Here is a 24,987-nt window from a genome sequence, read left to right as displayed (position 1 = left end):
ACCTCCTTTTTTATGAAAAAGGCCCGATATGTGGAGGTTGTATACAGGCATGTATACCAAAGTTGTGAATCGTTGCTCCATATGTGCATGATAAATATATAGAAGGAAGACAAAAAAGATGAAATATTTGAAGCAGTTTCTTATAATCCTCGCCATATCCTTTATCGGTGAGATACTTAAGTACATAGTTCCACTACCGATTCCGGCGAGTATATATGGTATGGTTATCATGTTTATCTGCCTACAGACCAAGATCCTCAAGCTGGACGATGTGAAGAGTGTGGGCAAGTTTCTCATAGAGATCATGCCGGTCATGTTCATACCAGCTGGTGTGGGCCTTATGTCGTCGTGGGGAACGCTTAAGCCTGTGCTTGTGCCAGTCAGCGTCATAACGGTGGTCGTCATCATCACGGTCATGCTTGCTTCAGGCTGGGTATCACAGCTTATAATAAGGAGAGACAAGAAGAAGGAGACTGAAAATGAGTGATCTGTTTGAATCGTCCATATTTGCAGGGGTGACTATAAGCCTTCTGGCATATATGTTTGGAAGTGTACTTAAAAAGAAACTTAAGATAGCTATACTTAACCCACTGCTGGTGTCCATCATAGTGACTATAGTGGTGCTGGTTGTGGCTGATGTGGATTACGATGTGTACAATGAAGGCGCAAAGTATCTGAGCTGGTTCCTCACACCGGCTACAGTGTGTCTTGCAATCCCACTCTATGAGCAGTGGGAGCTTTTAAAGCACAATTATAAGGCTGTGCTCGGCGGTATAGTTGCCGGAGTTATAACGAGTCTGACTACAGTCCTTGTGTTGTGCAAGGTCATGGGACTTTCCCATAAAGATTATGTGACACTTCTTCCGAAGTCCATAACCACAGCTATCGGAATGGGTGTTTCGGAAGAGCTTGGCGGATATGTGACCATCACGGTTGCAGTCATAGTTGTGACCGGAGTGATCGGCAATATAATCGGAGAGATCGTGTTCAAGATATTCCGTATCAAAGAACCTATATCAAAGGGACTTGCCCTGGGATCATCAGCCCATGCCATCGGAACTGCCAAGGCGATGGAGATCGGCGAGGTTGAGGGAGCCATGAGCAGTCTGTCGATTGCAGTTACGGGAATACTTACGGTTATACTTGCATCGGTGTATGCACATTTTATGTAATAGATATAATTGGAGAGAGTTATACTTTTCGTATCTCTCTGAGCTTATATGCAGCCATGAGCTGGAATCTGACCTCCGCATTGGAGAGATCATATTCCAGCTCTTCTTTTATTATCCGGAGCCTGTAATTTATCGTATTCCTGTGGCAGAACATTTTCTCAGAGATGTGCTGAACACTGCCGCTGCACTTAAGATATTCGTACAGAGTGTCCGTCAGAGCTGAGTGATGGGTTTTGTCGTACTCTATGACCCCACCGAGCTGCTCTGCGATAAATGAGTTTATGAGCTGGGCATCATTAACTTCCAGAAGAATACGTAGGAATCCAAGACTGTTGTAATCACAGTATATGTTGTCTGCAGCAAATTCCCTTGCGGAAATTGCACGGCGGTAACTCAAGGAGAGTTCTGTAAGGGACAAAACCGTGCTTCCGGAACCCATATGTATGCTGCGGTCCGGGAATCTTGCCACCAGAGCTTCTGCGATGTCACTACATTTGTCTGCGATGGATCCGGAGGAAGGGCATCTCAGGATAACTGTCGGATTGCCATCATATACAAATGCATGGAAGACAAGATCTGTATTGTTGCAGACCTTCTGCAGGATATACATGAACTCATCTGTTGCTTCTGTATCGATGGACAGAACGTTGTAGCAGCCATTGTTGAATCCGGAGCCTTTTATTGTGTCAGTCTGCTCGTCGGTCAGGGAATTCCCCATGAGGATATTCTGGAATGCTGCGGTCATGTTGCCATCATCCCTGGAGTCTTCAAATATCCTGTTGTAGTAGTCGTGGGTGATATCGAATATCCTTGTGTCCCATGGCATGGTAAAAAGAGGAAATGAATAGCGGTGGCACAGTCTGACGATCTCATCGGTTATGTCCTCCTCAAATATATATCTGCCGGTATTCAGAATAAGTCCGCAGGTTCCCCTCCGTTCAAGAATGTGGATGTGGATATATCCTCTGATATGTATACCCAGCTTACGATGTTCTCCATTCCCTTTCCGCCGGATATCAGGTTGAGGTTGTATTTTCGCTTGGGTCAGCGATACGGCACTTCCGCTTGTACTTATTCCTACAACCTGTGGAACAGGTTCAGAGGGAAATGGATTTGCGGTTCTCACCAATCCGGAAAATGGCGACAAGAAGTCACTCAGATGCAATGCCATCGTGGCAAAGGTATCCATCGTGGATCCGGACTGCATGAAGACTATGCCAAAGCACGTGCTTGCAGCAGTTGGATTCGATGCACTGTGCCACTGCATGGAGGCATACACATCAAAGATCTCGCAGCCATTTACAGATGCGCTTGCACTGTATGCGATTGATCTTATCGCCCACAATCTTGTGGATGTATATAAGGGTAGAGGAACCCAGGAGAGCTGGGAGAAGATAACACTGGCCAGCACCATAGGCGGTATGGTCATCAACACAGCCGGAGTCACATTGGCTCACGGAATGGAGCATCCAGCCAGCGGCCTTAAGGACATAGTTCACGGCAAGGGACTTGCAGCTCTGACACCAGTTATCATCGAGGCATCCTACAAGGGAGATCACTTCAAGTTCGCGAAGATCGCCAGAATATTTGGAGGTATCACGGCGGATGATCTGGCACCGAAGATCAGAACTCTTCTGAAGAATCTTGATCTTGATGTCAAGCTTTCAGACCTCGGCATAGAGGAGAAGGATATTCCTTGGATGGCTGAGAACTGTATGAAGGTTTCGGCAGCCAGCATAGCTAACAACCCTGTGGTATTCACACAGGAGGAGATCGCTGAGATATATAAGAAGGCAATGTAAATTGTAATATAAAGGATAGCAAACCGCTGCAGCCGGATGGGTTTCCGACTGTGGCGGTTTTTATTGTGAATTATAGTGCTTGCATATCTTTTCTAATTCTGCGAAGTTTAAGCAATCATGCCTTCGTTTAAAATATTCGCCGGACATGTATTTGTTGTAAAGAACGTTGGCTTTGTTGACTATTTTGTCGTAATTTTCATTACACCATTGGAGCTCCTGCCTGTAGAGTTGCTTTCTTTTGGCAATTTCAGAGGTATCGTGCTTTCTTATTTTGGTATCTATTCTTGATAATTGGGATGTTTCAACTGGAATCATTCTGCTGAAATTGAGAGCGGCGATGATTTTGCTATTTATAATAATTCGAGAAAAATCAATCCTATCAGACATGTTTTCGTGTTTTGGTTTGAAGGATGTTAATGGTATACAATATTTTTGACCATTACAAGTGACTATAATTCCGATATATGGTCGAGTATGTTTAGCTAGTTGTGGACTTGAGTTGTATATTCTGTCATCTTTGGCGTGTAGATTGCGGATATATTTCATATCTATCCAATATAATTTTAATTCGTGTTTCAATATGCCTCCTTATAAAATGTAAAAGGACTATGCGTACATAGTCCTTTTTATAGTTCACCTGAAAGGTGACGCTATTCTGCTGAATGTCCACTTATATAATTGGCAGGACTCTCCATATGACTATAGAATAGCATAGAACCAGCATTTGTCAAGTTGTGTAAGTATAATAATTTGTTATGGTAAAAAATGCAATAACAGCCAAGGATATTTAACAGAATGTTTATAAAAGAATACATATTGTAAAATAAAGAATTTGTGTTATCTTGTTTAATTGGATTGCAGTTTGTATCAGGGAACTACCTACTGCATGAGACAGACTGCAAATATTAAATATAGATAGAAAAGAGACGATGCGTATGCTAAGAAAGAACAGAGAACTCAGACAGACATCCGAAACATTCCTGCTCAGTGCGATACTTGCGCTTTCGGGGGGATTTCAGGATGCATATACATACAATGCCAGAGATGAGGTGTTCTCCAACGCCCAGACAGGAAATGTGGTTCTCATGAGCCAGCATCTTATGATGGGAGATTTTAAGATTGCATTGAGATACCTTTTTCCGTTGATCGCATTTGCACTTGGCGTGCTGGTGGCGGAGAGGATAAGCCATAGATACAAGAATGCATCCCGCATACATTGGAGACAGATAGTTGTGCTGGTGGAGATCGTGATATTGTTTGCGGTTGGATTCATACCGGTGAGGTTCAATCTGCTCGCCACGATGCTTGTGTCATTTGCCTGCTCCATGCAGGTTCAGACTTTCAGAAAGGTAAATGGCTACGGCTATGCCAGCACGATGTGTATAGGAAATCTCCGAAGCGGGACGGAGAGTCTGTCGGTATACCTCAGGGACAAAGAGCCTGGGGCACTCAGAAAGGCCATGCACTATTATGGAATCATCATCATATTCGCACTTGGCGCCGGAGCTGGCGGCGTGTGCACGCTACATCTGGGGTTCAAGTCGATCTGGATATCCAGTGTACTTCTTATGGTGGCACATCTCATGATGTATAAGGAGAAGAGATAACGCACTGTTTTTATCTGAAGAGTAGCTGGATGTTCAAAATATCACAAAATTATCGCTAAACAGCAAAAAAGCGGCAGAAAGATACAATTTTAAATTATTTTGTATCTTTCTGCCGCTTTTTCATAAAATGCGAAAATATTATGCGCTTACATCCTACCCTCATACACCGCTTCGTTCGTGAACTCGATTCCAAGCTTCTTGAATGTGTTCATATCAACCGCCGACAGTATGGCAGATGTGTGAAGCTGGCATCCGGCAAGCTTTGGAAGCTGCTGCAGAGCAAGCTTGGCATTTGGATCTGATACTGCACACATGGACAGGGCGATGAGAACCTCGTCTGTGTGGAGTCTTGGATTCTTGCTGCCAAGGTACTGAGTCTTGAGCTTCTGTATAGGTTCGATAAATGTTCTTGAGATCAGGTGTGTCTTCTTGTCGATGCCGCCAAGTATCTTGATGGCATTCAGGAGGACTGCTGATGAAGGTCCGAGAAGGTCTGAGGTAGAACCTGTGACGATGGTTCCGTCTGGCAGCTCAAGTGCAGCGGCAGCAGAACCGGTCTCCTCGGCAAGCTTGTTAGCAACAGGGACAACGGCGCGGTCATCCACGGTGATCTTTGCCTGCTTCATGATGAGTTCTTGCTTGTAGACCTCATCCTTTGTAGCCTCGTCTCTGACAAATCTGTTCACGGACTGATAATATCTTCTGATGATCTCCTGCTTTGAAGCCTCCTGACAAGCCTCGTCGTCAACGATGCAGTTTCCTGCCATGTTGACACCCATGTCTGTAGGTGACTTGTATGGGCAGTGTCCGTAGATTCCCTCGAACATAGCCGCAAGGACAGGGTAGATCTCTATATCACGGTTGTAGTTGACTGTGGTCTCACCGTATGCTTCCAGATGGAACGGATCGATCATATTCACATCGTTGAGGTCGGCGGTTGCAGCCTCGTATGCCAGGTTTACAGGGTGCTTGAGAGGAATATTCCAGATAGGGAATGTCTCAAACTTTGCATAGCCAGCCTTCACACCGCGCTTATTCTCATGGTAGAGCTGGGAGAGGCATGTAGCCATCTTGCCGCTTCCAGGGCCAGGTGCTGTGACGATGACGAGAGGTCTGGTAGTCTCAACATACTCGTTCTTGCCGTATCCCTCATCACTGACGATCTTTTCTACGTTGTTTGGATATCCGTCGATTGAATAGTGGTGGTAAACCTTGATCCCTATTGCTTCAAGCTTCTTCTGGAAAACATCCGCAGAAGACTGTCCAGCGTATCTGGTGATTACCACACTGCTCACATACAGTCCCTTTTCTTTGTATACGCCTATAAGTCTGATGACATCCTGATCGTAAGTGATGCCGAGGTCGTGTCTGATCTTGTTGCGCTCTATGTCGGCAGCATTTATAGATATGATCATCTCAGCCTGGTCTGCAAGCTGGAGAAGCATCTGAAGCTTACTGTCCGGAGCGAATCCTGGAAGGACTCTGGATGCGTGATAGTCGTCGAATAACTTTCCACCAAATTCCAGATACAGCTTGTCTCCGAACTGTCCGATCCTCTCTCTGATATGCTCAGACTGCATGGACAGATATTTGTCATTGTCAAAGCCAATTTTTCTCATCTTGTGAATCTCCTTAAACTATAATTGAACAGACATATGGTTTTGTCTGTGTATCTCTTTATGAAATAATGTAATAAGTAAGAATACTTAAATTTATAAAGCGTCCTATAAGAGAATACCACACAGATGGGAGAAAAAACAGAGGAAAGTTCGGCAAAATTGCAAATGTAATAATGTAGTAAATTTTTTCTGTATTATAGTGTTTTATATTGAAAATGATGGATGGATTGGGTAGAGTAAGGGTATGGGAGTAATGCTCGCAAATAGCAGGAACAGGAGGTACAGACATGAGTGCAGATTACATCACAATGACCATACCAAAGCAGAAGAGAATAGCTCTTATCGCCCATGATGCGAAGAAGGAAGAACTTATCAAATGGTGCGAGGACAACAGGAACATATTGAGCCGGCATGAGCTGTGCGGAACGGGAACCACAGCCCGCATGATAACAGACAGGACAAATCTTCAGGTGAAGGGCTATAACAGCGGTCCGCTTGGAGGAGACCAGCAGATAGGTGCGAAGATTGTTGAGGGAAGGATAGATTTCGTGGTTTTCTTCTCGGATCCTCTGACCGCAGCTCCACACGATCCGGATGTGAAGGCTCTGCTCCGTATCGCTCAGGTGTACGACATACCGATGGCGAACAACAAAGCCACAGCGGATTTCATGATCCAGTCCAAGCTGATGGATGAGCCATACGACCATAAGGTCATCAACTTCCAGAAGAATATCGACAACAGGGCGAACACGCTGGGGAAATAATTGTATAGTGATAATGAAGTCTAAGGATCCACAGGATATCTGGCAAATGTCAGCCGACCTGTGGATTTTTTCTATTTTAGGCAGAGATAGTGGAGGGGCCTGGTTCCATCGGCGGTATAATTTTTCCAGAATGTTGTCAAAAAAATTATGTGAATAAAAGGAGCGGCTTATGAGAAGGATGAAATGATTTATGGCATTTGCACTGTCGGCGGCTATGATGCTGACCACGGTGAATATGCCGGAAGTGACCGCCTGGGCACAGGATACCGGCAAGGTGACATATTATTCAACATGGAGTGCTGCAAAAAATACTGTGGTTAAGAAATAATGAACCACATGGCACTGGATATATAGAATTATAGAGTTACAACACGCGGATGTATTGCAGGATTTGCAATACATCCGTTTTGTATATATAATGGGTTGGATGTAAAACATATTTGTATTGAGGTAAATGCATTTGAAAGTTGCAAAATGGATCATGCGGGCCATAGTTGTTCTGGTGGTCGGAGTCATGCTGACTGCGGTGATCATATCCGCCGGGCTTGGAAGACAGGCGCGTATGACGATGAAAGAAGAAAAAAAGGCAAAAGCGAAAAACTCTTACACAGAAAAAGAGATGACCATAACTGAGAAGTTCCGGGACATTAACATACAGGTGGCAGACGACATGGATGTGAAACTGGTGGAATCCGACGATGACAAATGTCACGTCACATATTTCGATTCGCCCGACGTCATACATTCCGTGACGGTGCAGGATGATGCGCTGGTCATGACCTGTGCCGACAACAGGACATTTGGCTCAGACATGGGCTTTGGAGACGATCCTTATGTCGTGGTGAGTATACCTGAGGGAGAGTATGGAGATATATCCATGACCTCGAAGACGGGAACTCTGGTGTCCAGTGTGCAGATATCCTGTGGGACATTTGAAGTAACTGAGGTGAATGGCGGAGCGTATCTGTCCAATATAACCGCAGAAAATGTAAATGTCGTCACAGATTCCGGTGAGGTCACCATGGCTTCTGTGGATGCGGACAGTGTGAAGGTGAATGGCAGCAGCGGCGACTTTTCGATAATGAACGTTCACGGCGACAATGTCATAATATCCGCGGGCAAGGGTTTGCTTGAGGGGTATAATATAAAGGCGGCAAAGGTTGGACAGTTCATGACATCTTCAGGAGATATAAATGTAGATGCGTGCGATGGACATATGCTCTGGTTTGCGACGGAGAGTGGTAACGTGGATATATCATTCTTGTCGGAGAAACGTTTCCTTGTGAACAGCAAGAGCGGAGAGATGGACATACCTGAGCCCCATATGGCAAATGAAAACAAGTGCATTGTCGATACCGCATCGGGCGATGTCCAGATAAAATATGTTGACAGATAGAACAACTGAGCTTAGAAGGTTATAATATGGAATTAAAATTTGTTGATATTGATGATTATAGAAAACAGGTAAAGCACCTGTTCGTGACTGCGTTCCCAAGGGAAGAAAGACCTCCTATGTGGATGCTCACCAGAAGATGCAGACAGGGAAAGGCGAGGTTTCGTGCGGTTGTGGACTCGGGCAGATTTGTCGGACTGACATATGTGATAGGTGATGACAGGGTGAAAACGCTCATGTTCCTTGCGATAGATGAATCGGCAAGAGATGGTGGATACGGCTCTGCAATATTAAAAAAGGTGAGAACAGAGTATCCGGATCAGAAGCTGTTTCTGAATATCGAGCCCCTTGATGAGAATGCGCCGAATTACGACCAGAGGTGCCGGAGAAAGGCGTTCTACGAGCGCAATGGCCTGTCCTGCCTGGATTACCAGGTCAGAGAAGCCGGTGTTACATATGAGATGATGACCTACGGAGAGTACGTGACACGGGACGAATACGAAGAGGTTATGAGAGTTATGTATGGCTCTCTTCTATATAAGATAATAAAGCGCATGTAAATGCAAATGTACAGGAAAGGAGATCTGTGACATGGCAAAGATGGTGAAGATAATAAAAAAGAAAGATGAATACTCAATGGAATATGAAGTGGGCGATGTGCTCAAGGTGGACAGCACATGGTACGGCGGCGTGACTGTGCTCGGCAAGACCGGTGTGCCGGTGTCCATAGATAAGGATGAATATGAGGAGGTTCAGGATATTTCTGAGCCGGAGAAAGCTGAACCTACGAGCATTGAGGAAGGACTCAGACCTGCGGGACAGGGCGTTTCAACAGAAGCCTTTGACCATTTGAAGGAGATCAAAGATGAGGTCCGCGGCGCAGTGAAGGATCTTCTTGCAGTTGCGGGACTTGAACCCGGCGATGCACTGGTGGTCGGCTGCTCATCCAGCGAAGTTGCAAATATGAGGATAGGCTCATTCTCCAGTGAGGAGATCGGCAAATGTATAGCGGGAGCAATACTCGATGAACTCAAAGACACAGGTGTCTACATGGCGGCGCAGTGCTGTGAACATCTGAACAGGGCAATAATAGTTGAGAAGGAATATGCAAAGGCGAACAGGATACCGATAGTCAATGTTGTGCCACAGCTCAAGGCGGGCGGTTCATTTGCCACAGCGGCATACGCAGATATGAAGGAGCCAGTGGCTATCGAGGCTATACAGGCACAGGCAGGCATTGATATAGGAGATACTCTCATAGGCATGCATCTTGCGCCGGTGGCCGTTCCGGTCAGATCTGAGCACAGCATGGTCGGAAGTGCACATGTGGTTATGGCGAGAACCCGTGCAAAATACATTGGCGGTGCGAGAGCCTGCTATCGCTAAAAAATAAAGAATTACCCGGAGGTATGACGTGTACGACAATATTATATTTGACTTATATGGAACATTGATAGACATTCACACTGATGAGGAGGACATCGCTGTGTGGAAACATATGTGTGAGTTCTATGCGCAGCACGGAGTGAAATACAATCCGGCAGGACTCAGATCAAGGTACAAGAGACAGATCAGACGCGCAGAACAGGCCATGGCAAAGAAGAGGTTCAAATTCCCTGAGATACAGATACTTGAGGTATTTGAGCAGCTCACGTTGAAAAAAGATCAGACACCGTCCGATTGTGCAGAGCTGACAGTGGCTGCGGCTCAGGAGTTCCGCAAGGCGTCTACAGGATATATAAGACTGTATGACGGCGTGACGGATATGCTCGAACAGCTCAAGCAGGCCGGAAAGAAATTATACATTCTGTCAAATGCACAGAGAGTTTTCACCTTCCCTGAGGTTCAGTCACTTGGCATAGAGGGATATTTTACAGATATATCGCTCTCTTCGGATTTCGGTGCAATGAAGCCGGATGCAGCGTTCTATCAGCAGCTCCTGGACAGAAATCATATCAATCCGAACAGATCCATAATGGTGGGAAATGACGCGGTATGTGATGTGCTGGCGGCGAAGCAGGTCGGACTCCACACCTGTTATGTACACTCCAATATATCCCCGGTGGATGATGCCGACAGAGACATAAAAGCAGACATAATTATGGATGAGGTAAATGTGCCGGAGATGTGCAGACTTATCCTTGAGGATGCCGACAGATAAGACCGGTCATATCCGAATATAAAAAAGAACTATTCGTCTTTAGTTAAAACGAATAGTTCTTTTTATTCTATATATGATCTAGCTGAAAAGCTCTCCGTGCTTCTCGTAATCGGTAATACGTGAGATGGAGTTGTCATCATTTACAAATACGACCTTAGGCGTGTGCTCCTTTGCCTCCTCAGGTGTCATTGATGCGTAGCACATGAGAATGATGTGATCTCCGACCTGGACCTGACGGGCAGCAGCACCGTTGAGGCACATAACTCCTGATCCCGGCTCTCCTGCTATGGTGTATGTCTCGAAACGATTACCATTTTCTATGTCAACAATCTGTACTAATTCATACTCAAGGATTCCGGCGGCCTTTAAAAGCTCAGAATCTACAGTTATACTGCCTACGTAATTGAGCTCAGCCTGAGTTACAACTGCGCGGTGTATCTTACTCTTTAACATCGTAATATTCATAAGATTTGCCTTTCTATGCTGTATGCATCCTGTTTACCGCAATTATAATATCATAAATTGACAATATTGCAACAGTAAATAAAATCATTTCTTGATTATATTATTGACATGTGCAAAAATAACTGAAAGAGAGTTGTAGACCGGACATTTGGAAAGGTGGACAATGGAGAGTCAGAATTACTTAACTATTGCAATAGAAAAGATGGGGCACGTCATGCTTGATGACAGGCATATGAAAGCCTCTGACATATATAAAACAGCGGTTAAGCTTCACAAAAAAGAGGATTATAATCCGCCTTCTTATAATGAAGATAAGTTTAAGGTCAGATCGGTGTTTGAGAAGGACGGACTGTGCTTTTATGTGATGCCTAAAGACGGCAGGGCGACGGAGTTCTTCATGTATATACACGGCGGAGGATTTGTGTCGAGGATAACACACAATGAATGGAAGTTTGTGTTCGACACGGTGGAGAGAACCGGCTATGGGGCGGTGGTTCCGATATACCCGCTTGCGCCGGAGCATTCGGTGACAGAGGCACTGGATATGCTTACGGGTGCGTATGACAAGCTGTGTGACTCGGAGGATGTCCAGCGTCTGGTGCTTCTCGGACATTCATCCGGAGGCTGTCTGGCGTTATCGCTTGCCATACAGTTGTGGAAGAAGGGCAGGAGAAGACCGGACAAGCTCATATTGTGCTCCCCGGTTCTTGACACGGAATTTGAGGACACGGAGCTTGAACAGAAGATGAGTGACAAGAGCCGTTTTATGTACAGATATTACTACACGCCGGGGATAAAGCATTTTCTCTCTGCTTACTGGGTGAAGGATGCGGCAGGCAGGACGGATATGACAAGTCCCGTGTATTACGACATAACGGATATATGCGATGAGATGGATATATTCACGACAAATGACGACATGCTTAACTGCTATGCCAGAAGGCTGTATGATAACGCGAGCAGGACGAATATGAAGGTGCATTACTATCAGTATTATGCGGTGACACACGATTATCTCGAGCATCCCCTCATACCGGAGTGCAAGACCATCATGAAGAAGATCGCCGGCTGCATCAAGGGAGATTCGGATTTTGTACCTGCTGACATAGAGAATGACATCTGGTGCAGGGCGATGATGGCGGAGCGTTATCCAAAGTTATATGAGGACAACGAGGCCATAAAGCTCACGGACAAATTAGGCATCGAGCATAAGAAGAGGAATGCCAGATACACATTTTACGACAGGACAGTCATGATGGAGAGGCTGGTCGCTGTGGACGAGAGGGTTCGAAACTTCATAAACAGATATGCGGACGGAATTATCGTCAATGTCGGATGCGAACTGGATACCATGTTTTCCCGTGTGGATAACGGCCGTATAAAGTGGTACAATGTTGATCTCCCGGAGCGCATAGATATAAGAAGAAAATACATGGAGATCCGGGACAGAGAGGTCAACATAGGAAGTTCAATATTTGATTACGAATGGCTTGATGAAGTGCAGAAGCCTCAGGATGTGGCGATCCTGTTTGTTGTATACGATATGATGAGATATTTTGACAAGGACAAGCTGAAGTTGTTCCTGGATGCGATATGGAAGAAGTATCCGGGGGCTGAGGTTGTATTTGATGCCAAGAATTCGGTTGCAAAACACAGATGGAACAGAAGCGTGTTCGTGGGTAAAAACAAAGGAACGATGCTGCGGGTGAGCATAGATAATTGCACAAGTCTTATGTATGACTGGAACATCAAGTACAAGATACTCTGTGATGAACCGATACTCAGAGAAGCGGATCTTGAGAGAATGTTCTCACACAGTGAGGCGAGAAGGTTCAGACATGCCATAAAGAAGAAGTATGACAAGGTCATACATTTGCGGCTTGGCACGGAACATTTCCTTGATAATATGTAATCAGTGTATGCGGACTAAGCTAAGAAGGAAGAGACAGGTAGAGATATGGACACACAACAGATAAAGAAATTTACCAGAAACTGGTGCATACTGGTTGGATCGGTATGTCTTATTGCTGGAATTGTTATAGGAATATTTATAGGAAGAGCGGGAGGATTTACCAACTCCAAGGCATCTCCGGGGCTTTCCTATGAATCGGGATATACGCTCGAGGATACGGAGATAACCAGTCTTATATATGACAATTACTGGAACTATATACCGACAGCGTACATCAATGTCGGAGAACTCGGCCCTGATGCGCTGCTGTACAAGATCAGCGACAAGGTGGAGAGAAACAATCTCGATGTTGAGAAGTTCTACACGGGCGACGATGGATATATGCATTACAGCGATGACAATATAAAGGACACACTGGTGGGTGTGGATCTGTCAACATTCCAGTCAGACATAGACTGGGAGACTCTGGCGAAGAACAAAGACATAGATTTTGTTATGCTCAGAGTGGGTTACAGAGGCTACACGCAGGGCGGACTGATGCTGGATTCAAGCTTTGAGGACAGCAAGGCGGCCGTCATCAAATACAAAATACCGACAGGGCTTTACTTCTTCACCCAGGCGATAACATATGACGAGGGTGTAGAGGAAGCGAATTTTGTCCTCAAACAGATAGGCAAGATGAACGTCAAGTATCCTATAGTTATCGACTCGGAGCTTATCGGCGACAGTGAGGCGAGAGGCGACAACGCATCGAATGATGAGAGAACGGATGGCATAGTCGGCTTCTGTGAGACGATAAAGGCGGCAGGCTACACGCCGATGATATATGCCAGCAGGAATATGTTCGCACAGTGCCTTGACATGGACAGACTCGGGGATTACGAGCTGTGGCTTGCACACTATGCAAATGTTCCTAATTTCCCATACAAATATACAGGATGGCAGTACACCGAGTCCGGAACCGTTGACGGTATATCCGGAGACGTGGATCTGGATCTCTGGTTCAAATAATAAACCTTGAATAAACGTGTTATCACAGCCCCGGTTGTTACATATTATAAATGGAATAAACAACCGGGGCTGGATGTTTTATATGGCAACAAAAATTATGATAGATGCTGGGCACGGCGGATATGACAACGGTGCATCGTATGAGGGCAGGCTTGAGAAAAACGATAACCTGAACTTGGCGCTGGCACTTGGGGATGAACTCACCCGCAGGGGATATGATGTGGTATACACCAGAACGGAGGATGTATACGATTCTCCGGTCCGCAAAGCACAGAAGGGAAATGAGAGCGGAGCAGATTATTTTATATCGCTTCACCGCAACTCTGCACCGGAGGCCAACAAGTACAGCGGAGTGCAGACCCTTGTCTACGATAAAAGCGGAGTGAAATACAATCTTGCACAGGAGATCAACAGCGAGCTTGAAAAGCTGGGCTTTCGAAATATAAATGTTGAGGAGAGGCCGGGGCTGGCCGTGCTGCGCCGGACTGAAATGCCCGCAGTGCTCATAGAAACAGGCTTTATCAACAACGATTACGACAATTACCTGTATGATTACAATTTTGAAGCCATAGCAGACGCAATAGCAAATGCTGTGGATGAGACGATCGGCGCGCGAGCGTGAGCCTGGCAATAAACGGATTTGAGTCAGGCCGGGTAAAAAATAAAAAAATTGTTGACATTGCATTTGCAGTGTGTTACATTAAGCAACGATGAACTGCCGAAGACAGTAGGTGCCCTAGGGCGTAAGATGTTATATCACCTACCGAGGAAAGATATCGTTATTGAATTAACAATCTACTCTCAGGTCTTAGGGCTTTGAGAGTTTTTTTATATCTTGGAATGTGCAGTCATTAGTAAAATAAGGAGGCGCATTATGGCAAAGGTAGAGTTAAAGAAGCCAATAGTAGAAGAGATCAAGGCAAATCTTGAAGGCGCTGCTACTGCAGTAGTTGTAGACTATCGTGGTCTTACAGTTGAGCAGGATACACAGCTCCGTAAGAATTTAAGAGAAGCTGGTGTTGTATACAAGGTATACAAGAACACAATGGTTAACTTCGCTATCGAGGGAACAGAGTTCGAAGGCCTTAAGGGTTGTTTAGAGGGACCAACTGGTCTTGCAATCTGCAAGGATGACGCTACAGCGGCTGCAAGAGTTCTTGCAGACTTCGCAAAGAATGCCCCAGCTCTTGAGCTTAAGGGCGGCGTTGTAGAAGGTACATTCTACGATGCAGAAGGAATCCAGGTTATTGCAAAGATCCCTTCAAGAGACGCGCTTATTTCCAAGTTCCTTGGAAGTATCCAGTCACCTATCGCAAACTTCGCTCGTGTTATCAAGCAGATCGCAGAGCAGAAGGAGGCTTAATATTAAGCCTGATAGAACATCTGATGTATATATCGGCACTGCCGGGATCATATGCTGTCAGATATTCAACTGTCTATATCATGGACAAATGGTATCCGCATGATACGAGAATGATGTGTGGATACATTACAAAATAACAAATTATATTATATGGAGGAAAAACATAATGACAACTCAGGAAATTATTGAAGTAATCAAAGGTTTATCAGTATTAGAGTTAAACGACTTAGTTAAGGCTTGTGAAGAGGAGTTCGGCGTATCAGCAGCAGCAGGTGTTGTAGTTGCAGCAGCAGGTGCAGACGGTGCAGCAGCAGCCGAGGAGAAGGATTCATTCAACGTAGAGCTTACAGAGGTTGGTCCTAACAAGGTTAAGGTTATCAAGGTTGTTCGTGAGCTTACAGGCTTAGGTCTTAAGGAAGCTAAGGACGCTGTAGATGGTGCTCCAAAGGTAATCAAGGAGGACGCTACTAAGGAAGAGGCTGAGGAAGCTAAGACAAAGCTCGAGGCTGAGGGCGCTAAGGTTACATTAAAGTAATTTGATCCTTATTTTATTATCAGACTTTATTCGGCCTGGCGGAGGTGGATCTCATCCCGCCGGGCCGGTTTTTCTATACATCTTTTCTCAATTAATAAAAAAATCTAAAAAAATTCCAAAATATAGTTGACAAATATTGCATTTGCTGTTAGGATAGTAAACTGTCACTATTATGGCTTCGTGTGCATACACATCATAATAGGGTGATAAATGGCTTTAAAACACTTATTTAAACTAAGGTTTGTCTTAAAAAGCATAAAAATAAATTCCAAGGGGTGAATGTGTCGATGGAAAAGAACAGAATTAGTCCTGTCAAGTCTGGAAAAGGCTACAGAATGAGCTACGCTAAGCAGAAGGACGTCCTGGAGATGCCTAACTTCATAGAGGTTCAGAAGAATTCATACAACTGGTTCTTAACTGACGGTCTGAAGGAAGCATTCAGGGATATTTCTCCTATCACTGATTACTCTGGACAGTATAGTCTTGAGTTCGTAGATTTTCAGTTCTGTAAAGATGACTTGAAGTACAGTATCGAGGAATGCAAGGAGAGAGATGCAACATATGCGGCGCCTCTCAGAGTCAAGGTCAGACTCAGAGTCGGAGATGCTAAGGAGATGTCAGATCATGAGATATTCATGGGTGATCTTCCTCTTATGACAGAGACAGGAACATTCGTTATCAATGGTGCAGAGCGAGTTATAGTAAGCCAGTTAGTGCGTTCACCTGGTATTTACTATGATATAACACATGATAAGGTTGGTAAGAAGCTGTATGCATGTACAGTAATTCCTAACAGAGGTGCATGGCTGGAGTATGAGACAGATTCCAACGATGTATTCTATGTTCGTGTGGATAGAACCAGAAAGGTACCTGTGACTGTTCTTATCCGTGCACTTGGTCTTGGAACAGATCAGGAGATCATAGATTTATTTGGCGAGGAGCCAAAGATCATGGAGAGTCTTAACAAGGATCCTGCAAAGTCATATGCAGAGGGCGTGGTAGAGCTTTACAAGAAGATCAGACCAGACGAGCCTTCAGTAGTTGAGAATGCAGAGAGCCTTATTAATGCTATGTTCTTTGATGCGAGAAGATACGATCTTGCAAAGGTTGGACGTTACAAGTTCAACAAGAAGCTTGCTCTCAAGGCTCGTATAGCAGGACATGTCCTTGCTGAGGATGCTATCGATCCTAGCACAGGAGAGGTTATCGCTGAAGCTGGAACAACAGTATCAGAGGAGCTTGCAGACACAATTCAGGATGCAGCAGTTCCTTATGTTATGATCCAGACAGAGGAGAGAAACGTTAAGGTTCTTTCTAATATGATGGTCAACATTGCCAATTATGTGGATTTTGATCCTGCTGAGCTTGGCATTGTGGAGAGAGTATATTATCCGGTTCTCGAGGGACTCCTCGAGGAGTATGGCGATGATACAGAGAAGCTCAAGGCTGCCATAGAGAGAGACATGTCAGACCTCGTACCAAAGCATATTACAAAGGAAGACATATTTGCTTCCATAAATTACAACATTCACCTCGAGTATGGCATTGGTAATGACGATGACATCGACCATCTGGGCAACAGACGTATCAGAGCGGTTGGAGAACTTCTTCAGAACCAGTATAGAATCGGTCTTTCAAGACTTGAGAGAGTTGTAAGAGAGAGAATGACAACACAGGATGCTGAGTCTATCACACCTCAGTCCCTTATCAATATCAAGCCTGTAACGGCTGCTGTTAAGGAGTTCTTCGGAAGTTCACAGTTGTCACAGTTTATGGATCAGAATAACCCTCTGTCAGAACTGACTCATAAGAGAAGACTTTCAGCCCTTGGTCCTGGTGGACTTTCACGAGACAGAGCCGGATTCGAGGTCCGAGATGTACACTATACACACTACGGTAGAATGTGTCCTATCGAGACCCCTGAGGGTCCTAACATCGGACTTATCAACTCGCTGGCTACATATGCGCGTATCAACGAGTATGGTTTCGTTGAGGCTCCATATAGAAAGCTTGATAAGACAGATCCTTCTAACCCTGTTGTTACAGATGAGGTTGTTTACCTTACAGCAGACGAGGAGGACAGATACAGAGTAGTACAGGCTAATGAGCCTATAGATGAGAATGGACACTTTGTCAAGAACAATGTATCAGGAAGATTCAGAGCTGATACAACCGAGTTCCCTAAGTCAAAGGTTGATCTCATGGATGTATCACCTAAGATGGTATTCTCAGTTGCTACATCGATGATCCCATTCCTTCAGAACGATGATGCTAACCGTGCCCTCATGGGATCAAACATGCAGCGTCAGGCGGTTCCTCTTATGATGACAGAGTCAGCAGTGGTTGGAACAGGTATGGAGGCAAAGGCTGCTGTAGATTCAGGTGTTTGCGTCGTTGCCAAGAGAGACGGTGTTGTAGAATATTCAAACAGCACAGAGGTCTGTGTAAGAGCAGATGAGGATGGAACAAAGGATGTATATCACATCATCAAGTTTGCACGAAGCAACCAGGGTAACTGTATGAACCAGAGACCTATCGTGTTCAAGGGTGACCACGTAAAGGCTGGAGAGGTTATCGCAGATGGCCCTTCAACATCTGGCGGAGAGATCGCACTTGGTAAGAACCCACTGATCGGTTTCATGACATGGGAAGGTTACAACTACGAGGATGCGGTTCTTCTCAGCGAGAGACTTGTACAGGATGATGTATACACATCAATTCATATAGAGAAATACGAGTGTGAGGCTCGTGATACCAAGCTTGGTAAGGAGGAGATCACAAGAGATCTTGCAGGTCTGTCAAATGATGTCCTCAAGGATCTTGATGAGAATGGTATCATCAGAATCGGCGCAGAGGTTCGTGCTGGTGATATCCTCGTTGGAAAGGTTACTCCAAAGGGAGAGACTGAGCTGACAGCAGAGGAGAGACTTCTTCGTGCCATCTTCGGTGAGAAGGCAAGAGAGGTAAGAGATACATCACTGAAGGTTCCACACGGAGCATTCGGTATTGTTATAGATGCAAAGGTATTTACACGTGCTGATGGAGACGATCTTCCGGCAGGCGTAGACAAGAAGGTCAGAGTATATATAGCACAGAAGAGAAAGATCCAGGTCGGAGATAAGATGGCTGGTCGTCATGGTAACAAGGGTGTAGTTTCACGAGTGCTCCCTGTTGAGGATATGCCATTCCTTCCAAACGGACGTCCTCTTGATATCGTGCTTAACCCACTGGGCGTTCCTTCACGAATGAACATCGGACAGGTCCTCGAGATCCATCTCGGACTTGCTTCACAGGTTCTTGGATTCAAGGTATCCACTCCTGTATTCAATGGTGCTACAGAGTTTGACATCATGGATACACTGGAGATGGCCAATGACTATGCAAATGGTACATGGGAAGACTTCGAGGCTAAGTACAAGGATACAGTAAAGCCTGAGGTTATGGATTACCTCTACACGAACAGAGACCACAGAGCAGAGTGGAAGGGCGTGCCTATCAACAGAACAGGTAAGGTTCAGCTCCGTGATGGTAGAACAGGTGAGAACTTTGATGCCCCTGTAACTATCGGTTACATGCATTACCTCAAGCTGCACCATCTGGTTGATGATAAGATCCATGCTCGTTCAACCGGTCCATACTCACTGGTAACACAGCAGCCACTGGGTGGTAAAGCTCAGTTTGGTGGACAGCGTTTTGGAGAGATGGAGGTTTGGGCTCTTGAGGCTTATGGTGCTTCATACACACTGCAGGAGATTCTGACAGTTAAGTCTGATGATGTTGTAGGACGTGTTAAGACATATGAGGCTATTATCAAGGGCGACAATATACCAGCACCTGGTGTGCCTGAGTCATTCAAGGTACTTCTCAAGGAGTTCCAGGCTCTTGGACTTGATGTAAGAGTCGTAAGAGAGGAAGAGGACGAGGAAGGCAACAAGAAGATGGTTGAAGTTGATCTCAGCGAGACCATGGAAGCTTATGATTACAACACAAGTATCAAGAGACTTCTCAGCGACAGATCATCAGACAGAGACGATGATATGGATGAGAGCGATGCACCTGAGGTGTTCAGAGGCGATGACGCAGATGAGCTTCAGGCAAGCGGATTCTCAGAGGTTGATGAGAACGGCGATATAAGTGATATGGAAGACCTCGGCGATTCAGATTATATGGATAATAATGAGGAAGAATAAGAAAGGAGCTTTGTAAGATGCCAGAATACAATGTAGACAATGCAGAACAGGAAAAGTCATTGAACTTTGACGCAATAAAAATCGGACTTGCATCTCCTGAAAAGATAAGAGAATGGTCACATGGTGAGGTAAAGCGCCCTGAGACTATCAACTATAGAACACTTAAGCCTGAGAAGGACGGTCTGTTCTGTGAGAGAATATTTGGACCACAGAAGGACTGGGAGTGTAATTGTGGTAAGTACAAGAAGATCAGATTCAAGGGAATCGTGTGTGATAAGTGTGGAGTTGAGGTAACAAAGTCCAACGTTCGTAGAGAGCGTATGGGACATATTGAGCTCGCTGCTCCTGTATCACATATATGGTACTTCAAGGGAATCCCTAGCCGTATGGGACTGATCCTTGATATATCACCAAGAGTGCTTGAGAAGGTACTGTACTTCTCATCATATATAGTAACAGATCCAAAGGATACTCCGCTTGCTTACAAGCAGATCCTCAACGAGCAGGAGTTCAGAGAGGCAGAGAAGGAGTATGGTTACGGTTCATTCGTTGCAGAGATGGGCGCAGAGGCTATACAGAAGCTTCTCAAGGCAATAGACCTTGATGCCGAGAGCGCAGAGCTTAAGAAAGAGCTTGAGACATGCAGCGGCCAGAAGCGTACAAGGATCATCAAGAGACTTGAGGTAATGGAGGCATTCAGAACATCAGAGAACAGACCTGAGTGGATGATCATGAATGTAATACCTGTTATCCCACCAGATATCAGACCTATGGTACAGCTTGAAGGTGGAAGATTTGCAACATCAGACCTCAACGATCTGTACAGAAGAATTATCAACAGAAATAATCGTCTCCGCAGACTCCTTGATCTCGGTGCTCCTGAGATCATCGTGAGAAATGAGAAGAGAATGCTTCAGGAGGCAGTTGATGCACTTATAGATAACGGTAGACGTGGACGTGCGGTAACAGGCCCTGGTAACAGAGCACTGAAGTCACTTTCAGAGATGCTGAAAGGTAAGCAGGGACGTTTCCGTCAGAACCTTCTTGGTAAGCGAGTTGACTACTCAGGACGTTCAGTTATCGTAGTTGGACCAGAGCTTAAGATTTACCAGTGCGGTCTCCCTAAGGAGATGGCTATCGAGCTGTTCAAGCCATTTGTTATGAAGGAGCTTACAGCTACAGGTAAGGCAAACAATATCAAGCAGGCAAAGAAGATGGTAGAGAAGCTCGAGCCACAGGTTTGGGACATTCTTGAGGATGTCATCAAGGAGCATCCGGTTATGCTTAACCGTGCCCCTACACTTCACAGACTTGGAATCCAGGCATTTGAGCCAGTGCTTGTAGGCGGTAAGGCTATAAAGCTTCATCCACTCGTATGTACAGCCTTCAATGCCGATTTCGATGGAGACCAGATGGCTGTCCATCTTCCACTTACAGTAGAGGCACAGGCTGAGTGTAGATTCCTTCTGCTTTCGCCTAACAACCTGCTGAAGCCATCAGATGGTGCGCCTGTTGCCGTTCCTTCACAGGATATGGTACTTGGTATCTACTATCTGACAATGGAAAAGGAAGGCGAGATCGGAGAGGGAAGATATTTTAAGTCCAAGAATGAGGCAATACTTGCATATGAGAATGGTGGAATTACACTTCACACCAAGATCCATGTAAGAAGAACCGGTGAGTTCGAGGGCGAGGAAGTTACAGGTGTTATCGATACAACACTTGGAAAGCTCCTCTTCAATGAGATCATTCCACAGGATCTCGGATATGTAGACAGAACTGTTCGTGAGAACGCTCTGAAGCTTGAGATAGATTTCCATGTAGGAAAGAAGCAGCTCAAGCCAATCCTTGACAAGTGTATCAATACACACGGTGCAACAAAGACTGCAGAGGTTCTTGATGATGTCAAGGCAATAGGATATAAGTATTCAACAAGAAGTGCTATATCAGTATCTATTTCAGATATGAAGGTGCCTGATGAGAAGAAGGATATCCTTGAGGATGCACAGAAGCTCGTTGACCAGATCACCAAGAAGTTCAGACGTGGTCTTGTATCAGACGAGGAGAGATATCAGGCAGTAGTTAAGATCTGGGAGAAGGCAGATAAGCATCTGCAGGATCTCCTGTTCGCAGGTCTTGATAAATATAACAATATATTCATGATGGCTGATTCTGGAGCCCGTGGTTCTAATCAGCAGATCAAGCAGCTTGCAGGTATGCGAGGACTGATGGCAGATACAACAGGTAAGACCATTGAGCTCCCAATCAAGTCTAACTTCCGAGAGGGACTTGACGTTCTGGAGTATTTCATTTCGGCGCATGGTGCTCGTAAGGGTCTGTCAGATACAGCTCTCCGTACAGCCGATTCAGGATACCTGACAAGACGACTTGTAGATGTATCACAGGATCTTATAATCAGAGAGCCTGATTGTAGTATAGGAAGAGATTCAATTCCGGGTATGGTCATTGAGGCCTTCAGAGAGGGCAAGGAAATGATCGAGGAGTTTCAGGAGAGAATCACAGGACGTTACCTTGCAGAGTCTGTATATGATGCAGAGGGCAACATGCTTGTCAAGATAAATCATATGGTAACTCCTAAGAGAGCTGAGCTCATTGTTAAGAAGGGTGTCGATGCCAACGGCGTTCCATTCACCGTTAAGGATGACGATGGAAACGAAGTTGTAAGATCAGATGCAAAGCTTAAGATCAGAACAGTCCTCACATGTAAGTCACACCTCGGTGTGTGTGCAAAGTGCTACGGTGCGAACATGGCAACAGGAATGCCTGTACAGGTTGGTGAGTCAGTTGGAATTATCGCTGCACAGTCAATCGGTGAGCCTGGTACACAGCTTACAATGAGAACATTCCATACAGGTGGTGTTGCCGGTGGCGATATCACACAGGGTCTTCCAAGAGTTGAGGAGCTTTTCGAGGCCAGAAAGCCAAAGGGACTTGCAATCATTGCAGAGTTTGGCGGAAAGGTACAGCTCCGTGACAACAAGAAGAAGAGAGAGGTTGTCATAACAAACGATGAGACAGGTGAGTCAAAGGCATATCTTATTCCTTATGGTTCACGTATCAGAGTTCTTGATGATCAGGTACTTGAGGCTGGTGATGAGCTTACAGAGGGATCAGTTAATCCACATGATATCCTTAAGATAAAGGGTGTTCGTGCAGTTCAGGATTACATGCTCCGTGAGGTTCAGAAGGTTTACAGACTTCAGGGTGTTGATATCAATGATAAGCACATTGAGATCATCGTAAGACAGATGCTTAAGAAGATCATAATTGATGAGCCGGGAGATTCAGATTATCTTCCAGGAACACAGGCAGATCTGCTTGAGTTTGAAGATACAAATGAGAAGCTTATCGCAGAGGGCAAGGAGCCTGCAACTGGAACACAGATAATGCTTGGTATAACAAAGGCATCACTTGCAACTGATTCATTTATGTCGGCTGCATCATTCCAGGAGACAACAAAGGTTCTTACAGATGCTGCGATCAAGAGTAAGGTTGATCCACTTATCGGACTTAAGGAAAACGTTATCATCGGAAAGCTTATACCTGCTGGTACAGGAATGAAGAGATATCGTTCAGTAAAGCTTGACACTGATATGGAAGAGCTTAACTTCTTTGATGAAGATGAGGATACAGATGATTACGAAGAGTTAGAGAATGTAAATTCAGAGGAGATCGTATTTGAGACCCTCGATACAGCCGGAGATGCTGACGAAGAGTAATCACTCATTTGCTTGGATGTATATAAAAAAGTAGTGGCTGCGTAGCTGCTCGACATGAAGGATATAAGGGGAATCCGGGATATGTCAATTTCTCATAAAGGTATTCAGATATACCTGTGAGAAATAGAATATGCCGGATTTCTTTTTGGAAATATTTAGTAAGAAAGAAATGGAATAATATGGCTGCTGTAAAGAAAATCAATAAAGAAGGTATATTAGAAGCGGCGTATAACCTTGCCAGAAGAGAAGGAATTGCCGCAATAACAGCAAGAAAACTGGCAAAAGAGATTTCCTGTTCGACACAACCAATATATGAGAATTTTGTTGATATGGGAGCTGTTATAGAGATTACAACAGAGCGTATAAATGAGGTTTACGGTTCCCTGAAGACAAGTCTGTGTAAGAAAGAGAATGCGGATTATGTCAGCCAGACCACTATTGTCTGTGAGTTTGCAGACAGTGAGAGGGTATTGTTCAGACAGCTCGTTGCAGACAATGACTCGGGACATGGACTGTTTAAGGATACCAGGACAGAGAAGATGTTAGTTGAGACACTTCACTGTGATGAGATTGTTGCAGATCAGATAAATGAGGAAATGCACAAATATATAATGGGACAGGCGTTTCTTGTAAATGAAGGTTATACAGAATTTGATCAAGCCAGACTGGCAATGGAAACAGAGAGAGTCTTTGAGTTCGTTAAGAAAATATTTGTCAAATAAATGCTTGACAGAGAAAATACTCGACTATATAATGATAAAGCATGCGTAAAAACATGCTTTATCATTTTTAATTTATATACAGGAGGTGAAAACATGCCAACATTTAACCAGTTAGTTAGAAAAGGAAGACAGACAGTAGAGAAGAAGTCAACTGCACCAGCTCTTCAGAGAAGTTTCAACTCACTCAAGAAGAAGCCAGTAGAGACAAGCTCACCACAGAAGAGAGGAGTTTGTACAGCAGTTAAGACAGCTACTCCTAAGAAGCCTAACTCAGCTCTTAGAAAGATCGCCAGAGTACGTCTTTCAAACGGAATCGAAGTAACAAGTTATATCCCAGGTGAGGGTCATAACCTTCAGGAGCATAGCGTTGTACTTATCCGTGGTGGAAGAGTAAAGGACTTACCTGGTACAAGATACCATATCATCAGAGGTACTCTTGATACAGCAGGTGTAGCAAAGAGACGTCAGGCTCGTTCAAAGTATGGTGCAAAGCGTCCTAAGGATGCAAAATAAAACATGCTAGAACACAAT

The 24,987-nt window shown here is 44.8% G+C and carries 23 protein-coding genes and 1 other annotated feature; of the genes, 19 read left to right on the top strand and 4 right to left on the bottom strand.

Annotation, left to right across the window (positions count from 1 at the left end; translation table 11 throughout):
- Window positions 1-118: 118 nt before the first annotated feature.
- Window positions 119-487, top strand: coding sequence for a CidA/LrgA family protein (locus ABUA31_RS11460; protein WP_022216747.1), 369 nt, complete (start codon window positions 119-121; stop codon window positions 485-487).
- The gene (locus ABUA31_RS11455) at window positions 480-1,172 is read left to right on the top strand and encodes an LrgB family protein (RefSeq protein WP_004850650.1); all 693 of its coding nucleotides are present in this window, start codon (window positions 480-482) and stop codon (window positions 1,170-1,172) included. Before ABUA31_RS11460 ends, ABUA31_RS11455 begins: the two co-directional genes overlap by 8 nt.
- Before the next feature lie 19 nt (window positions 1,173-1,191).
- Here ABUA31_RS11455 and ABUA31_RS11450 read toward each other — a convergent pair whose 3' ends face one another.
- On the bottom strand, window positions 1,192-2,343 hold the full coding sequence (locus ABUA31_RS11450; protein WP_349818711.1) for a helix-turn-helix domain-containing protein: 1,152 nt from the start codon (window positions 2,341-2,343) through the stop codon (window positions 1,192-1,194).
- On the opposite strand from ABUA31_RS11450, the gene ABUA31_RS11445 reads away from it, so the two are divergent.
- Window positions 2,246-2,974 (top strand): iron-containing alcohol dehydrogenase, encoded by a 729-nt coding sequence (locus tag ABUA31_RS11445; RefSeq protein WP_349818719.1) that lies wholly within the window; start codon window positions 2,246-2,248, stop codon window positions 2,972-2,974. The two genes, ABUA31_RS11450 and ABUA31_RS11445, sit on opposite strands and share 98 nt — an antisense overlap.
- Window positions 2,975-3,034: 60 nt before the next feature.
- Here ABUA31_RS11445 and ABUA31_RS11440 read toward each other — a convergent pair whose 3' ends face one another.
- Window positions 3,035-3,553 (bottom strand): type III toxin-antitoxin system ToxN/AbiQ family toxin, encoded by a 519-nt coding sequence (locus tag ABUA31_RS11440; protein WP_118649377.1) that lies wholly within the window; start codon window positions 3,551-3,553, stop codon window positions 3,035-3,037.
- Window positions 3,554-3,909: 356 nt separating this feature from the next.
- Here ABUA31_RS11440 and ABUA31_RS11435 point away from each other — a divergent pair, with 356 nt between their 5' ends.
- Entirely contained in the window at window positions 3,910-4,581 is a 672-nt protein-coding gene (locus ABUA31_RS11435) for a YoaK family protein (RefSeq protein ID WP_349818712.1), read from the top strand.
- A 146-nt stretch (window positions 4,582-4,727) separates the two neighbouring features.
- Here the strand turns inward: ABUA31_RS11435 and ABUA31_RS11430 are convergent, their stop codons facing one another.
- Complete coding sequence (locus ABUA31_RS11430) at window positions 4,728-6,200, bottom strand: DUF1846 domain-containing protein (protein WP_015534206.1); 1,473 nt, start codon at window positions 6,198-6,200, stop codon at window positions 4,728-4,730.
- A gap of 287 nt (window positions 6,201-6,487) precedes the next feature.
- Here ABUA31_RS11430 and ABUA31_RS11425 point away from each other — a divergent pair, with 287 nt between their 5' ends.
- The 6 genes from ABUA31_RS11425 to ABUA31_RS11400 all read left to right on the top strand — a co-directional run bounded on the left by ABUA31_RS11425 (window position 6,488) and on the right by ABUA31_RS11400 (window position 10,518).
- A complete protein-coding gene (locus ABUA31_RS11425; protein WP_015534205.1) occupies window positions 6,488-6,964 on the top strand; it encodes a methylglyoxal synthase in 477 nt (158 codons plus the stop codon).
- Window positions 6,965-7,154: 190 nt separating this feature from the next.
- Entirely contained in the window at window positions 7,155-7,292 is a 138-nt protein-coding gene (locus tag ABUA31_RS11420; protein WP_158565899.1) for a hypothetical protein, read from the top strand.
- A 132-nt stretch (window positions 7,293-7,424) separates the two neighbouring features.
- Window positions 7,425-8,360, top strand: a complete 936-nt coding sequence (locus ABUA31_RS11415; RefSeq protein WP_208896101.1) for a DUF4097 family beta strand repeat-containing protein — start codon at window positions 7,425-7,427, stop codon at window positions 8,358-8,360.
- Between the two features lie 26 nt (window positions 8,361-8,386).
- Window positions 8,387-8,917: a GNAT family N-acetyltransferase gene (locus ABUA31_RS11410; protein WP_015534203.1), complete on the top strand. Its 531-nt coding sequence runs from the start codon at window positions 8,387-8,389 to the stop codon at window positions 8,915-8,917.
- Between the two features lie 289 nt (window positions 8,918-9,206).
- Window positions 9,207-9,743: a TIGR01440 family protein gene (locus ABUA31_RS11405; protein ID WP_161172242.1), complete on the top strand. Its 537-nt coding sequence runs from the start codon at window positions 9,207-9,209 to the stop codon at window positions 9,741-9,743.
- 28 nt (window positions 9,744-9,771) lie between these two features.
- The gene (locus ABUA31_RS11400; RefSeq protein ID WP_022216757.1) at window positions 9,772-10,518 is read left to right on the top strand and encodes an HAD family hydrolase; all 747 of its coding nucleotides are present in this window, start codon (window positions 9,772-9,774) and stop codon (window positions 10,516-10,518) included.
- A gap of 78 nt (window positions 10,519-10,596) precedes the next feature.
- On the opposite strand, the gene panD is transcribed toward ABUA31_RS11400, so the two are convergent.
- Window positions 10,597-10,983 (bottom strand): aspartate 1-decarboxylase, encoded by a 387-nt coding sequence (panD, locus tag ABUA31_RS11395; RefSeq protein WP_015534201.1) that lies wholly within the window; start codon window positions 10,981-10,983, stop codon window positions 10,597-10,599.
- Between the two features lie 163 nt (window positions 10,984-11,146).
- On the opposite strand from panD, the gene ABUA31_RS11390 reads away from it, so the two are divergent.
- The 9 genes from ABUA31_RS11390 (at window position 11,147) to rpsL (ending at window position 24,969) form a co-directional block, all read left to right on the top strand.
- Window positions 11,147-12,895 carry an alpha/beta hydrolase fold domain-containing protein gene (locus tag ABUA31_RS11390; protein WP_349818713.1) on the top strand — a complete coding sequence of 583 codons (1,749 nt, stop codon included), beginning with the start codon at window positions 11,147-11,149 and terminating at the stop codon, window positions 12,893-12,895.
- Between the two features lie 45 nt (window positions 12,896-12,940).
- Entirely contained in the window at window positions 12,941-13,906 is a 966-nt protein-coding gene (locus ABUA31_RS11385; protein WP_022216759.1) for a glycoside hydrolase family 25 protein, read from the top strand.
- Between the two features lie 82 nt (window positions 13,907-13,988).
- Window positions 13,989-14,528, top strand: coding sequence for an N-acetylmuramoyl-L-alanine amidase family protein (locus ABUA31_RS11380; RefSeq protein ID WP_055224424.1), 540 nt, complete (start codon window positions 13,989-13,991; stop codon window positions 14,526-14,528).
- Window positions 14,529-14,606: 78 nt separating this feature from the next.
- Window positions 14,607-14,744: a sequence feature (ribosomal protein L10 leader region), on the top strand.
- 36 nt (window positions 14,745-14,780) lie between these two features.
- Window positions 14,781-15,269: a 50S ribosomal protein L10 gene (gene rplJ / locus ABUA31_RS11375; RefSeq protein ID WP_015534197.1), complete on the top strand. Its 489-nt coding sequence runs from the start codon at window positions 14,781-14,783 to the stop codon at window positions 15,267-15,269.
- Between the two features lie 166 nt (window positions 15,270-15,435).
- A complete protein-coding gene (gene rplL / locus ABUA31_RS11370; RefSeq protein ID WP_015534196.1) occupies window positions 15,436-15,804 on the top strand; it encodes a 50S ribosomal protein L7/L12 in 369 nt (122 codons plus the stop codon).
- A 287-nt stretch (window positions 15,805-16,091) separates the two neighbouring features.
- Entirely contained in the window at window positions 16,092-19,994 is a 3,903-nt protein-coding gene (rpoB, locus tag ABUA31_RS11365) for a DNA-directed RNA polymerase subunit beta (protein ID WP_022216760.1), read from the top strand.
- Between the two features lie 17 nt (window positions 19,995-20,011).
- Window positions 20,012-23,734: a DNA-directed RNA polymerase subunit beta' gene (gene rpoC, locus ABUA31_RS11360; RefSeq protein WP_015534192.1), complete on the top strand. Its 3,723-nt coding sequence runs from the start codon at window positions 20,012-20,014 to the stop codon at window positions 23,732-23,734.
- Window positions 23,735-23,913: 179 nt separating this feature from the next.
- A complete protein-coding gene (locus tag ABUA31_RS11355) occupies window positions 23,914-24,456 on the top strand; it encodes a hypothetical protein (RefSeq protein WP_015534191.1) in 543 nt (180 codons plus the stop codon).
- A gap of 93 nt (window positions 24,457-24,549) precedes the next feature.
- Complete coding sequence (rpsL, locus tag ABUA31_RS11350; RefSeq protein WP_004850608.1) at window positions 24,550-24,969, top strand: 30S ribosomal protein S12; 420 nt, start codon at window positions 24,550-24,552, stop codon at window positions 24,967-24,969.
- Window positions 24,970-24,987: the final 18 nt, after the last annotated feature.

The sequence above is a fragment of the Coprococcus sp. RTP31081st1_H1_RTP31081_211007 genome, from assembly GCF_040227275.1.
In the GTDB taxonomy this organism is placed as follows: domain Bacteria; phylum Bacillota; class Clostridia; order Lachnospirales; family Lachnospiraceae; genus Coprococcus; species Coprococcus aceti.
Note: the sequence above shows the minus strand (reverse complement) of the source record. Positions and strands in the feature narration are given on the sequence as shown.

Bases quoted from the DNA above. Each gene is read 5' to 3' on its own strand.
- ABUA31_RS11425 (WP_015534205.1), top strand. From the start codon at position 6,488: ATGAGTGCAGATTACATCACAATGACCATACCAAAGCAGAAGAGAATA.
- rpsL (WP_004850608.1), top strand. From the start codon at position 24,550: ATGCCAACATTTAACCAGTTAGTTAGAAAAGGAAGACAGACAGTAGAG.
- ABUA31_RS11450 (WP_349818711.1), bottom strand. From the start codon at position 2,343: ATGGCATTGCATCTGAGTGACTTCTTGTCGCCATTTTCCGGATTGGTG.
- ABUA31_RS11430 (WP_015534206.1), bottom strand. From the start codon at position 6,200: ATGAGAAAAATTGGCTTTGACAATGACAAATATCTGTCCATGCAGTCT.
- rpoC (WP_015534192.1), top strand. From the start codon at position 20,012: ATGCCAGAATACAATGTAGACAATGCAGAACAGGAAAAGTCATTGAAC.
- rpoB (WP_022216760.1), top strand. From the start codon at position 16,092: ATGGAAAAGAACAGAATTAGTCCTGTCAAGTCTGGAAAAGGCTACAGA.
- ABUA31_RS11410 (WP_015534203.1), top strand. From the start codon at position 8,387: ATGGAATTAAAATTTGTTGATATTGATGATTATAGAAAACAGGTAAAG.
- ABUA31_RS11455 (WP_004850650.1), top strand. From the start codon at position 480: ATGAGTGATCTGTTTGAATCGTCCATATTTGCAGGGGTGACTATAAGC.
- rplJ (WP_015534197.1), top strand. From the start codon at position 14,781: ATGGCAAAGGTAGAGTTAAAGAAGCCAATAGTAGAAGAGATCAAGGCA.
- ABUA31_RS11420 (WP_158565899.1), top strand. From the start codon at position 7,155: ATGGCATTTGCACTGTCGGCGGCTATGATGCTGACCACGGTGAATATG.
- ABUA31_RS11435 (WP_349818712.1), top strand. From the start codon at position 3,910: ATGCTAAGAAAGAACAGAGAACTCAGACAGACATCCGAAACATTCCTG.
- ABUA31_RS11460 (WP_022216747.1), top strand. From the start codon at position 119: ATGAAATATTTGAAGCAGTTTCTTATAATCCTCGCCATATCCTTTATC.
- rplL (WP_015534196.1), top strand. From the start codon at position 15,436: ATGACAACTCAGGAAATTATTGAAGTAATCAAAGGTTTATCAGTATTA.
- ABUA31_RS11385 (WP_022216759.1), top strand. From the start codon at position 12,941: ATGGACACACAACAGATAAAGAAATTTACCAGAAACTGGTGCATACTG.
- ABUA31_RS11380 (WP_055224424.1), top strand. From the start codon at position 13,989: ATGGCAACAAAAATTATGATAGATGCTGGGCACGGCGGATATGACAAC.
- ABUA31_RS11390 (WP_349818713.1), top strand. From the start codon at position 11,147: ATGGAGAGTCAGAATTACTTAACTATTGCAATAGAAAAGATGGGGCAC.
- panD (WP_015534201.1), bottom strand. From the start codon at position 10,983: ATGAATATTACGATGTTAAAGAGTAAGATACACCGCGCAGTTGTAACT.
- ABUA31_RS11355 (WP_015534191.1), top strand. From the start codon at position 23,914: ATGGCTGCTGTAAAGAAAATCAATAAAGAAGGTATATTAGAAGCGGCG.